Raw genomic sequence first — 14,082 nt, forward strand, 5'->3', positions numbered from 1 at the left:
GCTCAACGGCTGCCGGGCTGCAGCTTCGAGGCGGGGATGGTCACGCTCATCTCCCGCGGCACCGGCTGGACGAAATTCGCCAGCGCGAACATCGCCGCGAAGACGAGACCCGCCAGGATCGCGAGGATGGCGAAGAAACGGAACAGGGTCGGCACGTCGGTCGAACCTCGGGCGGACGGTACGGGCGTCGGGGAGGGTAGCAGGCGGCGGCTTTCACCCAACCGACGCGGGTGCGCGGTTTCGATCACGCGAACAAGGCGCTGACAAGGCCCGCAACGACACAGCGATGCGTTTCGCTGGCCGCTTGAATCGCGCTAAGAGCCTGCCGCAGGATGGAAGAACGCCCGGCGCCGTGCGCCCGGCGCGGCGGCGCGATCGTCGAGGGCGCCGGATGGATGCGGTTCACGGGGCGATGCAGGGTTCGTTGAGCGAGGCCGAAGGTAGCGAACCGATCGAGGCGCGGCTGCGCCGGGCGCTCGGCCTGCGCTCGATCGTGCTCGTGGGGCTGATGGGCGCCGGCAAGAGCACCGTGGGCCGGCGCCTGGCGAGCCGTCTCGGGCTGATCTTCAAGGACGCCGACATCGAGATCGAGGCGGCGGCCGGCCTGACGATCCCCGACATCTTCGCGATCTACGGCGAGTCGAGTTTTCGCGATGGCGAGGAGCGCGTGATCTCGCGCCTGCTGCGGGCCGGCCCCCTGGTGCTGGCCACCGGCGGCGGCGCCTACCTGCGCGAGGCCACGCGCCAGCGCATCGCGGAATCCGCGATCTCGGTCTGGCTGAAGGCGGATCTCGACGTCCTGATGCGGCGGGTGCGCAAGCGCGGCAACCGGCCGCTGCTCCAGACCGACGACCCCGAGGCGACGATGCGCGACCTGATGGCGCTGCGCCATCCGGTCTACGCCGCCGCCGACGTGATGGTGATCTCCCGGGAGGTCTCGCACGATCGGGTCGTGCAGGACGTGCTGGAGGCGCTGGACGCCCATCTCAACGGCGAGCGGCCCATCTCGGTCGCCGCGCAGTAGACATCGAATGAGCCCGTCCGTGACCGAACCGCTGACCGTCCATGTCCCCCTCGACGGCGGCCGTGCCTACGACATCCGGATCGGACGCGGCCTGATCGACGGGGCGGGCGCGGCGGTGGCCGCGCTCGGCGGCCGCCGGGCCGCGATCGTCACGGACGAGACCGTCGGGGCGCTCTATGCCGATCGCCTGAAGGCAAGCCTGGAACGGGCCGGCCTGCAATCGGGCGTGGTGACGGTGGCGCCCGGCGAGGGCTCGAAATCCTACGCGGGCTACGCCGCGGTCTGCGACGGGCTGCTCGGCCTCAAGGTCGAGCGCGGGGATCTCGTCGTGGCGCTCGGCGGCGGCGTGGTCGGGGACCTCGCGGGCTTCGCGGCCGCGACCCTGCGGCGCGGTGTGCGCTTCGTGCAGGTGCCGACCAGCCTGCTCGCGCAGGTCGATTCCTCGGTCGGCGGCAAGACCGGCATCAACGCGCCGCTCGGCAAGAACCTGATCGGTGCCTTCCATCAGCCCCGCCTCGTCCTGGCCGATACCGCAGCCCTCGACACGCTGTCCGAGCGCGAGATGCGCGCCGGCTACGCCGAGGTCGCCAAGTACGGGCTGATCGCCGATGCCGGATTCTTCGACTGGTGCGAGGCCCACTGGCGTGGGATCTTTTCCGGCGGTCCGGAGCGCGAGGCGGCGGTGGCGTCCTGCTGCCGGGCCAAGGCGGCGGTCGTGACTCGCGACGAGCGGGAGGATGGCGAGCGGGCGCTCCTCAACCTCGGCCACACCTTCGGCCACGCCCTGGAACGCCTGACGGGCTACAACCCGGCACGGCTGGTCCACGGGGAGGGCGTGGCGATCGGCCTCGCGCTGGCGTTCCGCTTCTCGGCGCGGCTCGGCCTGTGCGCGGGCCAGGAGGCGGGCCGCGTGGCCAACCATCTGGCGCTTGCCGGCCTGCCGACCCGCCTGCAGGCGGTCCCGGGCGGATGCGGCGGCGCAGAGGCGATCGTGGATGCGATGGCCCAGGACAAGAAGGTCCGCGACGGCGCGTTGACCTTCATCCTCGCCCGAGGGATCGGCCAGAGCTTCATCGCGCCGGGCGTGGATCGGGACGCGGTCGCGGCCTTCCTGCGCGACGAACTGGCGTCCGACGCGTCCGTCTGACGCCGATCGGCCCCGGCTTCGGCCTTGCCTAAAACGGGTCGGACCGCTAAGAGCCTGCCACGTCCGACGCGGCCGATCTGCGCCGGGCATGGCCCTCATCGGGGCCCGGGCCGCAATAGCTCAGCTGGTAGAGCACCTCATTCGTAATGAGGGGGTCGGGGGTTCGAATCCCTCTTGCGGCACCACTTCGTCCACCGCACGCCACTCCGCCCGGATACGCCGCCCCTCCGCGATGCGGAGCGTGAGGCCCTGCCCGTCGAAGAATTCGAGCAGCGGCATCGTCAGGTTGCGCCGGATGCCGGCCGCCACGCGGAACCGCCCCACCGTGAGCAGACCCTCTGGATGCTCCGCCGCCACTGCCCGGGCGATTCCGGCGAGATCGGCAAGGATCGCAGGCGGGACGTAATAGCTCTTCGAGATCCGGTGCAGCCAGCCGATGCGGCCGACCTTGTCGAGGAGCGGGCGCAACGCCTCCGGATCGCGCCCGAGGTGCTCGGCGAGGAGGGCGAGGCGCGGCTGGTCGCGCCCGGCCGCCTCCAGCACGGCGCGGATCGCGGCGTAGAGCGCGGCGTCGGCCGCGCACAGACGGGCGACATGGCCGGGCCGATGGAAGAGGCGGCCGCTGCGCACGACCATGCCGTCCTGATGGAGCCGGTCCAAGACGGCGGGTAGGACCGGGCGGTCCCGCTCTGGGATCAGCGCCGCGATCTCCTCGGATAGCAGCCCGGGATTGTCGGGCGCGTCGGCATGCGCCCGGTCGAGGTCGGCCAGCACCCGCCCGGTCAGCGCCGCGACGCGAGCCCCCGCGAAGGCTTGGCGCCCCACGACAATGACCGCCCCGAGATCCGCTGCCAGGGTTTCGACATCCTCTGTCGGGAGACTACGAAGGCGGGCGAAGCGCGGGAGATCGATGCCTGCCTCCGAGACAGCCAGCAGACGATCCAGCGCGCGACGATCGTCCGGCGTGTCGAGGGCGTCGAGGACGGCCCGGCGTCCCGGAGCCCAGGCGCCGCGGCGGGGGCCGTCGATGTCGACGACCCGGCCGCCGCCGAGCGTCCGCGTCGCCGAGATGTCGCGCAGGATGAAGCGGTCGCCCGCCAGGGCGCCGAGCCCGGCATCCAGGGCGAGGATCGCGGGGGCGGACGCGCCGGGCGGCAGCGCGCCGTTCGCGTCCAGCAGCACCCGGCCCGTCACCGTGGCGGCGCCGAGATGCACCTGGACCGGCGTACGGTGCCGCAGAGGCCGCGCCTCGCCGGGCAGGAGACGCAGCGCGACGTCGAGGCGGTCCGTGGCCCCATGGAGATCCGGCGCCAGGATCCAATCCCCCCGACCGACCGCCTCCGTCGTGATCCGCGGACCTGTGAGGTTGAGGGCGCAGCGTTCCCCGGCCCGCGCCACGTCGGCGGCGGCATCGTGGACGCGGATGGCGCGGACCCGCGCCTCCTGCCCCCCGGGGGAGACCAGCAGCCGGTCGCCCGGCCGCACCGTGCCGGCATGCACGGCGCCGGTCACCACGAGGCCCGCCCCCGGAACCGTGAACCGGCGATCGACCGCGAGGCGGAACAAGCGGGCCGGGGCCGGAGGCACCACTTCCCGGCCGAGGGCTTCGAGATGGCGAGCGAGGTCGGGGATCCCGGCGCCCGTCAGGGCCGAGCAGGGGAGAATCGGCGCAGCGGCGAGTCCGGTGCCGGCCAGCAACGCACCGATCTCCGCGGTGACGGCGGCGATGCGCGCGGGATCGGCCCGGTCGGCCTTGGTGATCGCCACGATGCCCTGGGCGAGTCCGAGGAGGTCGAGAATCGCGACATGCTCGCGGGTCTGCGGCATGACGCCATCGTCGGCCGCTACCGCGAGCAGCGCGCAGGCGACGCCGGTGACGCCCGCCACCATGGTACGCACCAGCCGCTCGTGACCCGGTACGTCGACGAAACCGAATGGCCCCTCGAGCAGGCCGCCCGCCGGCGCGTAGGCGAAGCCGAGGTCGAGGGTGATGCCCCGGGCCTTCTCCTCCGGCAGCCGGTCGGCGTCGATCCCGGTCAGCGCCTTCACCAGCGCGGTCTTGCCGTGGTCGATATGGCCCGCTGTGGCGACGATCATGCGGTCGATGCTACCCTGGGACCGGCGCGGATCACTCCGCGCCGGCCGGTTGCGGCCTCAGCCCTTGATGCGGGTCTCGGCCAATTCCGACATACAGGTGTCGTAGGGCGTGAACGCCACCCGGTCGGACACCGCGAACAGCGTGAACGGCGAATACAGGAACAGGGCCTTGGACCTGTCCTGGATGTACCGCTCCACCTCACGGACGACCGCTTCCGTCTGCGGCTCGGGCGTGTGCAGGAGCTTGTCGTAGAGGGCGTCGAACTCCGGATCCTCCGGACCCTGGCGCAGGGTCGCGTCCTTGCCGAAGAACTCCCGGTGCACGCAGGCCACCGGGTATTGCGGCGTCCAGTCGAAGTACCATTCGAGCTTGATGTCGAAGTCCTCCGGCGGGTCGCCGCGGTCGCTGACGAAGCGGGCCGAGAGGCCGATCCTCGACAGGCACTGACCGATCGCCGCGACCACACCCTGCCAGCTCGGCGAGGCGACGATCACGACTTCCCGACCGCCGAGACCCGCCCTCTCCAGCACCGCGCGGGCGGCCTCCGGATCATGCGGGAGCGGGCTCATGCCAGGATCGGCCCCGTAGCGGCCGGGCTGGATGAAGGCGGGGATCACCGTGCCGTAGCCGTGCGCGCCCTGGTCGAGCACGAAGTGGCGGTCGACCGCGAGGTTGAGCGCCCGCCGCACGGCTGGATCGCGCCAGACCGAATCGGGCTTGTTCTCGTTGAAGACGCCCGTGAGGATCGTCTTGGCCTTCTTCGTCTGGATCTTGCCCTTGTCGCTCTGCGGAAAGGCCTTCGCCTCCGCGGGCGTCAGGTCGAACACCACGTCCACGCGGCCGTCACCGGACGCCACGGACTCGATGCCCGCGTCCTTGCCGATGACGTTGTCGTAGACGATCCGGACCGTCGGCTTGCGGGCCGGGTTCCAGTAGGTCGCGTTGGGCTCCATCACGACACGGTCGGAGCGGGAGTCGATCAGCGAGACACCCTCGGTGAGCACGAACGGGCCGGTCCCCCACGGACCGGGCGCGTCGATGACTCACCAATGGCCTTCGGCCGATCCCGTCTTCGGGTCGACAAAACCCCACTCGTTCCAGAAGCGCGTCGACGGCAGGTGCATGCCGCGCAGCTTCATCAAGGCCGCGGAATCGCCGCCCGGGAAGCGCATGCGGATGGTGCGCTCATCCACCGCCTCGCAGGTGACGTCGCGGGCGAAGTTCAGAAACGCGCCCGGCGGGTGCGGGTTGGTCCATTCCTGGACCTTGTCGAATCCTAGCTTGAACATCGCGGCGTCGAACGGCTCGCCATCCTGATAGACGGCGTCCCGCATCTTGAGCTCGAGGGTCTCGCCGTCGAGCCACTGCCACGATTCCGCGAGGCTCGGCTGGCCGATCCCGTCGTGGTCGACGCGGTTGGCCTCCTCCATCGTGTTCCAGGTGATCGACAGCCAGTTGACCGGCGACGGATCGACCACCGTCACCGTGTTGTGGGGCCCCCAGGCTTTGCCGCCTCCGGGATCCCCGGTCGCTTGCGCGTCCATGTCTCCTCCTTGATCTGCCGTCCGCTGAGGTGCGGACGCCGTCCGGCTCCGGTTGAGCCGGATGTGGAGAAAGCTAGTGCGCTATGGCATCGCCCTCAATCGAACTCGCCTCGGCAATTGGGCGGGGGTGATCACAGTGTGTCGACGGATCGACACGGAGGCCGATTGGGCGGGAGCAACTTGGCCGTTCACACCATCGCCAGGACCGCCGCGATGACCGCCACGCCGACGGCGAGCCATGCCGCGTAGTCGCCGATCAGTCCGCTGTGCAGGATCTCCAGCGCGCGCGTCGGCGCCGATTGGGTCACGTGGACCGGACGGACCAAGACGGGCGGCAGTCGCTTCCGGAACAGCCCGTAGCCGGCGCCCGCCAGAGCGGCCGCCACGGAGAACCACGGCAGCCAGCCCGGCCCCTCCCCGAGGGGACCGGTTTCCGGCCGGTGCGTGAAGGCCGATACGGCCCGGGGGAGGGCGTGCGCGATCAGGTCCGGCGGAAGCACGATATCGACGGCGAGCAGGATGCAGCAGGGCGCCAGCATCAGCCAGAGCGGCCGGTTGGCCTTCTCGCGCTCGTCCGCGCTCGGCGCCCCGGCCTCGTCGCCGGGATCCGGCCCGAGCCCGAGGAAGATCCGGCCCGCCGCCCGCAGCACCGCCGCCCCGGTCAGCGCGGCACCGATCGCGGTGGCGGCGAGCGCAATGCCGTGCCCCTGCTGCGACAGCGCCCCCTGGACGAGGCGCGTGCCCTGGTCGAGGGCGCCGAGCGGCAGGCCGCAGAGGAGGAAGCCGGCGAGCGCCATGGCGATTCCGGCCGGCCAGATCCTCCGCCCCAGGCCGCGCAGGGCGATCTCGTCGATGCTCGCCTGGGTGGCGAGCAGGATGCCGGCGATCATGAACAGGGCGCCCTTCACCAGCCCGTGGCCGACCACGTAGACCAGCATCCCGCCGGTACCGCCCGCCGAGAGCGCGCCGAGGCCGGTCAGCATGATCCCGGCATGCGAGATCGTCGAGAAGGCGAGCATACGCTTCAGATGACGCTGCAGCAGCGCCATCCAGCCGCCCAGCAGCGCCGTCACGCTGCCGAGGCCGATCAGCAGCGCCGGCAGGGCGCCCTGGACCTGATCGGAACCGCCGAACACGACGGCGCTCACCTTGGCAAGGCCGAACAGCCCGAGGGAGACCATCGATCCGGAGAAGATCACCGAGACGGGGCTCGGCGCCACCGCATGGGCGTCGGCCAGCCAGAACTGGAACGGCACGATCGCGCCCTTGATCATCAGCGCCGCCGCCACGAGGCAGAAGGCCCCGGCCACCACGGGGCTCCGGCCGCCCTGGGCGACGGCGGCCGCGATCCCGTCGAAGTCGAGCGTCCCGGTCTGCGCGTAGATCAACCCGATGCCGCCGAGCATCAGGAAGCCCGCGAGACTGTTGACCACCGTGAAGTTGATGGCCCCGGCGAGCGACGATTCCGCGAGGTGATAGGCGGTGAGGGCGAAGGCCGCGACGCTCATCACCTCGAACCACACGAACAGGTTGAACATGTCCCGGGTGAAGCAGAACCCGACCATGGCGGCGAGGAACAGCAGCATCAGGATGTGGAAGTGGCCGTGGGTGCGGTCGAAGAAGCCCCAGGCGAACACGAAGGTCAGGGCGTAGAGCAGGCCGATGAAGGCCGCGATCCAGCCGCTCGCCGCATCGACCGAGAAGCCGATCCCGAGGTGGACGCCGTCGCGCGGCTCCCAGCCGCCGAACCAGTAGACGAGGGGCTTGTCGGCAGCCTGCACGGCGATCACCGCCGAGAGGATCGCGACCGCGAGCGCCGCGAGCAGAGCCAGGATGTCGGGGACGCGGCTCGGCAGCAGGTGGGCGGTCGCCAGCAGAACCGCGCAGAACACCATCGGAATGGCGACCGTGAGCGGGAGGAGGGTGGCTGGAACGAACGTCACGCGGCTGGTCGCCCACGATCGGAGGACCGGTCCCGGTCGGTTTGGCCGCCCGCCCGCATCGGCCGGAGCTTTCCCGGGTCCAGGCTGCCACCGCGCTTATAGGCCTGGACCGTCAGGACGAGGAGCAGCGCGGTCAGCGTCGCGCCCACCACGATGTCGGTAAGCACCAGGGCCTGCATCACGGGATCGACCGCGGGCGTGCCCGGCGGGTGATCGTAGAAGATCGGCGCGATGCTGCCCCAGCGGTAGCCGAGGCCGAGCAGCAGCACGTAGGTCGCCGACTGGCAGACCCCGAGGCAGCCGACCAAGTGGATGAAGTTGCGGCTCGTGGCGATGCCATACAGGCCGACGCCGAAGAGCCACGCGGCGACCGCATAGGGCAAGACGTTCGTGACCGCACTCACGCGGATTCCTCCCCGGGCTCGTCGGGCTCCTCGGCCTCGCGGGTCTCCTCCATGAATTCCAGGAAGAGCTGCGTGAACCCGCCCGTCACCGCCATCGCCACGCCGAGGTTCTCGACCAGCATCAGGCCGCCGGAGAACAGGTCGCGGAAGGTGCCGAGCGGCAGGACGTTCTGCATGAAGGCGGCGCCGGTGAGCATCGGCACCAGCCCGCACAGGGCGAAGAGCAGTGCGCCCCCGCCCTCCAGCACGTCGAGCCAGTGGCTGCGGATGGCGTCCCGCCAGCCAGTATAGCCCTCGCCGAGGTAGATCAGCAGCGTCCCGGAGGCGAGGATCACGCCGCCCTGGAAGCCGCCGCCGGGGGTGACGGTGGCGTGGACCACCACGTAGAGGCCGAACACGGCGGTGAGCGGCCCGGCGATCCGGCAGGCCAGCACCGTCGCCTCCGAGCGCGGGATTACGGCGCGGCCGGGGCGGTGCATCGCGCGCCCCGTCATGCCCTCCCCCCGGCGTCCGCGCAGCAGCACCACCGTGCCGGTGATGGCGGCGAGCAGCATGAACTCCTCGCCCAAAGTGTCGAGGCCGCGCAGGTCGAAGTTGATTGCGCTCACCATGTTGGCGACGTGCCGCGCCTCCGGGGTGATCGCGTTGATGCGCGCGCCGTACTGGGCGATGGTGGAGCCGAAGGCCGGCAGCCCCGCGATCACCTGTGCGGCGCAGGGCAGGAGGATCAGTGCCGACAGGGCAAGCAGCGCGACGCGGATGCGCGGGCTCACGCGTCCTCCCCGGGGGCTTGCGTGCGCACCGCCATCAGCGCCACGAGGAAGAGAAGCGGCACCGCGGCGGAGCCCACCGCCAGCTCCGACAGGGCGACGTCGGGGGCCTGGAGGGCATCGAACAGGATCGTCAGGACGAGCCCATTGATCGCGATGGCGAAGACCTGGCGGGTGGGGTCGCGCACCAGCACCACGGCAGTGCCGGAGGTCGCCGTGAACAGGAACAGCAGCGGGAGGATGACGGTCATGCCGAGCGTCCCTCGCGCATCAGCACGGCCCGGCCCGACACGTGCGACAGCACCGCGGCCCAGCCTAAGAACACCACCATCATCACCAGGATCTTGAGCGAGCGCCCCGAGATCCCGTCGGCCAGGAAGGCCGCCACGGTCACGAGGCCGGAGGCCGCGACGTTGAGGAAGGCCAGCGCGTGCAGCCGGTCGAGCGCCCGGGGCAGCCGCCATAGGGCCAGCGCGGCGAGCCACGTCACCGCCACCACGAGGCCGAGCAGGATCCCGATCGCGACGCTCATATCCAGCGCTCCAGGAAGACCGCGAGCAGCATCGTGCCCGGCAGATTGAGCAGGACCAGGGTGAGGGCGAGGTCGGTGATCGAGGCTTGATCCGTGGCGAACGCCATCAGTGTCAGGATGAGCACCGTCACGCTGCCGGCGAGCTGGTAGGCGGCGAAGCGCTGGCCCGGCCGCCCGCGCCACGCCAGGACGCCCGCGAGGATCAGCGGCGGCAGCAGCGCCAGGATAGCGGCCGTCCAGATGGTCATGACTCCTCGCCTTCGAGGGCGTGCGTCATCACCGTCCCGTGCGCGCGATCGACGGTCAGCACGTAGCTGTCCGGGGCGAGGGAAGCGGATAGCAGCCCGACGGCCCGCGTCGCCGAAGCCGTCTCGCCGTCCGGCCGCGCCCAGGCGACGCCGGCCGCGCTCTGCTCCCGAACGGCGCCGCCCTCCGCGCGCCCGACCACAGCCCGCGCCAGACGGAGCCCGACCCGCGAGGTCTGCCGGGCCATGCCGAGGACGGCCCGACCGAGGGGCCGGAGCGCCGCACGGTCGAACCGGAAGCGGATCCCGCCGCGCCGGCCCACGGCCCACCACCAGACCGTTCCGAAGGTCGCGCAGACGACCATGGCGAGGCCCTCGGTCACGCTCAGCGAGCCCGCGAAGACCATGTAGGTGAGGGCGAGCAGCACCCAGATCGCGACGGCATCGCGCGTCGACCGCTCCTTGATCCCGCTGATCGGTCCTAGCCGCATCGATCCTGACCGGAAGACGCCGTGAAAGCGTGGCCATATGTCTGAACCACCCAAACGGGTTCGACGCAGGGACGTTCCCGGAACCGACGGACACGCCTTCGTGTAAGCACAGCGGGACACCGGACGGTTTGCGGGCAGGGGCGCATCATGAAGGCTGAGATCCTGTCCATCCGCTTCCTCCACGAGGGCTGGAACCGGTTCGGGCTGGCACAGGTGCGGCTGCACGATGGCTCCGTCGCGGAACGGGCGCTCGAGGACCACGGCCATTCGGTCGGGATCCTGCCCTACGATCCGGAGCGTCGGGTTGCGACGCTGGTGCGCGAGCTGCGGGTGCCGGCCCTGTTCGCGGACGGCGCGCAGATGCAGCTCGAAGCGCCGGCCGGTCTGATCGATGACGGAAGCCCGGAGGAGAATGCCCGCCGGGAGGTTCTGGAAGAGGTCGGCCTCAACCTGCACGGCCTGGATTTCATCGGCGCCGCCTATTCCTGCGCGAGCCTGTCCACCGAGAAGATCCACCTCTACCTCGCCGCCTACACCCGGCCGGATCGGGCCGAGGCCGGCGGCGGGGCCGAAGGCGAGCACGAGAATATCCGGATCGTCGAGATGCCGCTGGCCGACCTCGCCGCCCTGGCCGACCGGGGCGAGATCACCGACCTGAAGACGCTGACCCTCGTGCTGGCGCTGCGCGTCCGCCGGCCGGAGCTTTTTCCGGCGTGAGAATGCGCTATCGGGTATTCGCGCGGTGGTTGCTAACCGCCATCGTGCTCGCCGGGGTGGCGTGGATCACCGTCCACCTGCGCTGATTGCCGGCGCGCCTGCGTTTCAGGGATCGAGACCATGAGCGACGACGGACAGACCGGGCCGCACGGCCTGGACCGCGGACTGACCAATTACGGCGACCGCGACTTCGCCCGCTACCTGCGCCGGTCCTTCGCCCGCTCGATGGGCATCTCGCCGGGCCTGCTGGACAAGCCGGTCGTCGGCATCGCCATGACGCCCTCGGGCTTCAACAACTGCCACCGGGGCATGCCCGAGCTGGTCGAAGCGGTCTCCCGCGGCGTGCTGGCCGCCGGCGCCCTGCCACGGCCATTCCCGACCGTGTCGCTCGGCGAGGTTTTCCTCAACCCGACCAGCATGATGTACCGCAACCTGATGGCCATGGATACGGAGGAGATGATCCAGGCCCAGCCGATGGATGCCGTCGTGCTGATCGGCGGCTGCGACAAGACCGTGCCGGCCCAGCTCATGGGCGCGGCCTCGGCGGGGCTTCCCGCGATCCAGCTCGTGACCGGCCCGATGTCCACCGGCCGCCACCGGGGCCAGCGGCTCGGCGCCTGCACGGATTGCCGCGGCTTCTGGGCGAAGTACCGGGCCGGCACCGTCGACGCGGAGGAGATCGCCGAGGTCGAGGGGCGGCTCTCGGTCACCGCCGGCACCTGCGCGGTGATGGGCACGGCCTCCACCATGGCGTGCATCGCGGAAGCACTGGGCATGTCGCTGCCCGGTACGGCCGCGATCCCGGCGGTGCATTCCGACAGGCTGGTCGCCGCCGAGGAGACCGGCCGCGCGGCGGTCCGGCTGATCCAGTCGAGGATCGCGCCGTCGCAGGTCATTACCGAGAGGTCGGTAGAGAACGCCATCCGGGTGCTGATGGCGGTCTCGGGCTCAACCAACGCCATCGTCCACCTGACGGCGATCGCGGGGCGGCTCGGGATCCGCATCCCCTATGCGCGCTTCAACCAGATCTCGGACGAGACGCCGGTGCTGGTCGATCTGAAGCCCGTGGGCGAGGGCTACATGGAGGATTTCCACGCGGCCGGCGGCATGGGCGCGCTGCTGCGCGAGCTGCGTCCGCTCCTCCACCTCGACACCGTCGACGTGGAGGGCCGCACCCTGGCCGAGCGGCTCGACGAGCCGGCCGGCTGGGTCGACCGCGCGGTGATCCGCGCCTTCGACAACCCGGTCTCGCCGCTCGGCGGGCTGGTGGCGCTGACCGGCAACCTCGCGCCCGAAGGCGCGATCTTCAAGCGCGCGGCCGCGACCCCGGAGCTGTTCGAGTCCGAGGGGCGGGCGGTGGTGTTCACCGGCCTGGAGGACCTGAGCCGGCGGATCGACGATCCGGACCTCGATGTCGCGCCCGGCGACGTGCTGGTCCTTCAGAACGCCGGCCCGCACGCCGCCGGGATGCCGGAAGCGGGCTACCTGCCGATCCCCAAAAAGCTCGCCCGGGCGGGGGTGAAGGACATGGTCCGCATCTCCGACGCGCGGATGTCCGGCACGGCCTTCGGCTCGATCGTACTGCACATCGCCCCCGAATCGGCGATCGGCGGGCCCCTGGCCGCGGTGCGCGACGGCGACCGGATCAAGCTCTCGATCCGGGACAAGCGGATCGACCTGCTGGTCGAGCCCGACGAGATCGCCCGCCGCCTGGCCGATCACCGGCCGCCGCCGGCCCCGGCCCGGGGCTACAAGGCCCTCTACCGCCGCACCGTCACGCAGGCGCCCGAGGGCTGCGACTTCGATTTCCTGATGGGGCAGGGGACCGGGAGCTGATCGCTCGGCTTGATCGCCGGCCACGCCGGGCCCATCGTCGGGCAAGGATTCGGGAGGTCACCGGATGACGCGTGCCTGCATCGTGGGCTGGGCCCACACCCCCTTCGGCAAGCTGGAGGAACCGGATGTCGAGGGGCTGATCGCCCGGGTCTCCGGCGAGGCCCTGGCGCATGCCGGCGTCGAGGACGCGCGGGTCGACGGCATCTATGTGGGCTCGATGAATACCGGCTTCTCGAAGCAGGGTTTCGAGGGATCGCTGGTGGCGGTGAATCGGCCGGGGCTCGCCCACGTGCCGGCGACCCATCTGGAGAATGCCTGCGCCACGGGCTCGGCGGCGCTCTACGCGGCCCTCGATTTCGTCGACAGCGGCCGGGGCTGCATCGCCCTGGTGATCGGCGCCGAGAAGATGACCGCCAAGACCGTGGCCGAGACCGGCGACATCCTGCTCGGCGCCTCCTACCGGAAAGAGGAGGCCGAGATCGAGGGCGGCTTCGCGGGGGTGTTCGGACGGATCGCGGCGGGCTACTTCCAGCGCTACGGCGATCGCAGCGAGGAGCTGGCCCGGATCGCCGCCAAGAACCACCGCAACGGCGTCGCCAACCCCTACGCGCAATTGCGAAAAGATCTGGGCTTCGACTTCTGCAACCGGGTTTCGGACAAGAACCCCTACGTGGCGGCGCCGCTCCGGCGGACCGATTGCTCGCTGATCTCCGATGGGGCGGCGGCCCTCGTGGTGGCGGATGCGGAGACCGCCGAGGGGCTGGAGCGGGCGATCGGTTTCCGAGCTCGGGCGCACGTCAACGACATCCTGCCGCTCTCTCGCCGGGACCCGACTGCGTTCCAGGGCGCCCGGATGGCGTGGGACAAGGCGCGGGCCGAGGCCGGGATCGGCAACGACGATCTGTCGTTCGTGGAGACCCACGACTGCTTCACCATCGCCGAGCTGATCGAGTACGAGGCGATGGGCCTCGCCGCCCCGGGCGAGGGGTTTCGCGTGGTCCGCGAGGGGCTCGCCGAGAAGGGCGGGCGGCTGCCGATCAACCCGTCCGGCGGCCTGAAGGCAAAAGGGCATCCGGTCGGCGCCACCGGCGTGTCGATGCACGTGATGGCCTGCCTCCAGCTCATGGGCGAAGCCGGCGAGATGCAGGTGCCCCAGGCGGAACTCGCCGGGATCTTCAACATGGGCGGGGCCGCGGTGGCGAATTACGTGTCGATTTTGGAGCGGCGGCGCTGAGCGGGGGGCCATCCTTCGCGTGGACCCGTTTCTCCCTCCCCCCTCTGCGGGGGAGGGAGGAGTTTCGCGCGCCTCTACCTACACTGAAAGCGCTGCA

13 protein-coding genes, 1 tRNA gene and 2 pseudogenes are annotated in these 14,082 nt (G+C 71.0%); 6 read left to right on the forward strand and 10 right to left on the reverse strand.

Features of this window, described 5'->3' with window-relative positions:
- Positions 1-2: 2 nt before the first annotated feature.
- The gene (locus MKK75_RS18325) at positions 3-155 is read right to left on the reverse strand and encodes a histidine kinase (protein ID WP_244043961.1); all 153 of its coding nucleotides are present in this window, start codon (positions 153-155) and stop codon (positions 3-5) included.
- 236 nt (positions 156-391) lie between these two features.
- On the opposite strand from MKK75_RS18325, the gene MKK75_RS18330 reads away from it, so the two are divergent.
- The 3 genes from MKK75_RS18330 to MKK75_RS18340 all read left to right on the forward strand — a co-directional run bounded on the left by MKK75_RS18330 (position 392) and on the right by MKK75_RS18340 (position 2,356).
- Entirely contained in the window at positions 392-1,024 is a 633-nt protein-coding gene (locus MKK75_RS18330; protein WP_409567589.1) for a shikimate kinase, read from the forward strand.
- 19 nt (positions 1,025-1,043) lie between these two features.
- Positions 1,044-2,171: a 3-dehydroquinate synthase gene (aroB, locus tag MKK75_RS18335; RefSeq protein ID WP_244043962.1), complete on the forward strand. Its 1,128-nt coding sequence runs from the start codon at positions 1,044-1,046 to the stop codon at positions 2,169-2,171.
- Between the two features lie 109 nt (positions 2,172-2,280).
- Positions 2,281-2,356: transfer RNA gene (locus tag MKK75_RS18340), tRNA-Thr, on the forward strand.
- Positions 2,357-2,441: 85 nt separating this feature from the next.
- Here MKK75_RS18340 and selB read toward each other — a convergent pair.
- The 9 genes and pseudogenes from selB to MKK75_RS18385 form a co-directional block, all read right to left on the reverse strand.
- Positions 2,442-4,268 (reverse strand): annotated as a pseudogene (gene selB, locus MKK75_RS18345) (selenocysteine-specific translation elongation factor); the annotation flags it as partial.
- 57 nt (positions 4,269-4,325) lie between these two features.
- Positions 4,326-5,813 (reverse strand): annotated as a pseudogene (locus MKK75_RS18350) (ABC transporter substrate-binding protein).
- Between the two features lie 188 nt (positions 5,814-6,001).
- Positions 6,002-7,756 carry a complex I subunit 5 family protein gene (locus MKK75_RS18355; RefSeq protein ID WP_244043963.1) on the reverse strand — a complete coding sequence of 585 codons (1,755 nt, stop codon included), beginning with the start codon at positions 7,754-7,756 and terminating at the stop codon, positions 6,002-6,004.
- A complete protein-coding gene (locus MKK75_RS18360) occupies positions 7,753-8,160 on the reverse strand; it encodes a sodium:proton antiporter (RefSeq protein WP_244043964.1) in 408 nt (135 codons plus the stop codon). Before MKK75_RS18360 ends, MKK75_RS18355 begins: the two co-directional genes overlap by 4 nt.
- Positions 8,157-8,933, reverse strand: coding sequence for an MnhB domain-containing protein (locus tag MKK75_RS18365; RefSeq protein WP_244043965.1), 777 nt, complete (start codon positions 8,931-8,933; stop codon positions 8,157-8,159). The genes MKK75_RS18360 and MKK75_RS18365 overlap by 4 nt, the downstream gene beginning before the upstream one ends.
- Positions 8,930-9,181, reverse strand: coding sequence for a Na(+)/H(+) antiporter subunit B (locus MKK75_RS18370; protein ID WP_244043966.1), 252 nt, complete (start codon positions 9,179-9,181; stop codon positions 8,930-8,932). Before MKK75_RS18370 ends, MKK75_RS18365 begins: the two co-directional genes overlap by 4 nt.
- Entirely contained in the window at positions 9,178-9,462 is a 285-nt protein-coding gene (locus MKK75_RS18375; protein WP_244043967.1) for a monovalent cation/H(+) antiporter subunit G, read from the reverse strand. Before MKK75_RS18375 ends, MKK75_RS18370 begins: the two co-directional genes overlap by 4 nt.
- Positions 9,459-9,710, reverse strand: coding sequence for a monovalent cation/H+ antiporter complex subunit F (locus MKK75_RS18380; RefSeq protein ID WP_244043968.1), 252 nt, complete (start codon positions 9,708-9,710; stop codon positions 9,459-9,461). Before MKK75_RS18380 ends, MKK75_RS18375 begins: the two co-directional genes overlap by 4 nt.
- Positions 9,707-10,198 carry a hypothetical protein gene (locus MKK75_RS18385; protein WP_244043969.1) on the reverse strand — a complete coding sequence of 164 codons (492 nt, stop codon included), beginning with the start codon at positions 10,196-10,198 and terminating at the stop codon, positions 9,707-9,709. Before MKK75_RS18385 ends, MKK75_RS18380 begins: the two co-directional genes overlap by 4 nt.
- Before the next feature lie 147 nt (positions 10,199-10,345).
- Between MKK75_RS18385 and MKK75_RS18390 the strand changes: the two genes are divergently transcribed.
- The 3 genes from MKK75_RS18390 to MKK75_RS18400 all read left to right on the forward strand — a co-directional run bounded on the left by MKK75_RS18390 (position 10,346) and on the right by MKK75_RS18400 (position 13,985).
- Positions 10,346-10,915, forward strand: coding sequence for an NUDIX domain-containing protein (locus tag MKK75_RS18390; RefSeq protein WP_244043970.1), 570 nt, complete (start codon positions 10,346-10,348; stop codon positions 10,913-10,915).
- Between the two features lie 120 nt (positions 10,916-11,035).
- Positions 11,036-12,751 carry an IlvD/Edd family dehydratase gene (locus MKK75_RS18395; protein WP_244043971.1) on the forward strand — a complete coding sequence of 572 codons (1,716 nt, stop codon included), beginning with the start codon at positions 11,036-11,038 and terminating at the stop codon, positions 12,749-12,751.
- Positions 12,752-12,815: 64 nt separating this feature from the next.
- Positions 12,816-13,985, forward strand: coding sequence for an acetyl-CoA acetyltransferase (locus MKK75_RS18400; RefSeq protein ID WP_244043972.1), 1,170 nt, complete (start codon positions 12,816-12,818; stop codon positions 13,983-13,985).
- The last annotated feature ends 97 nt before the right edge of the window (positions 13,986-14,082 follow it).

This window comes from Methylobacterium sp. J-030 (assembly GCF_022829545.1).
Lineage (GTDB): Bacteria > Pseudomonadota > Alphaproteobacteria > Rhizobiales > Beijerinckiaceae > Methylobacterium.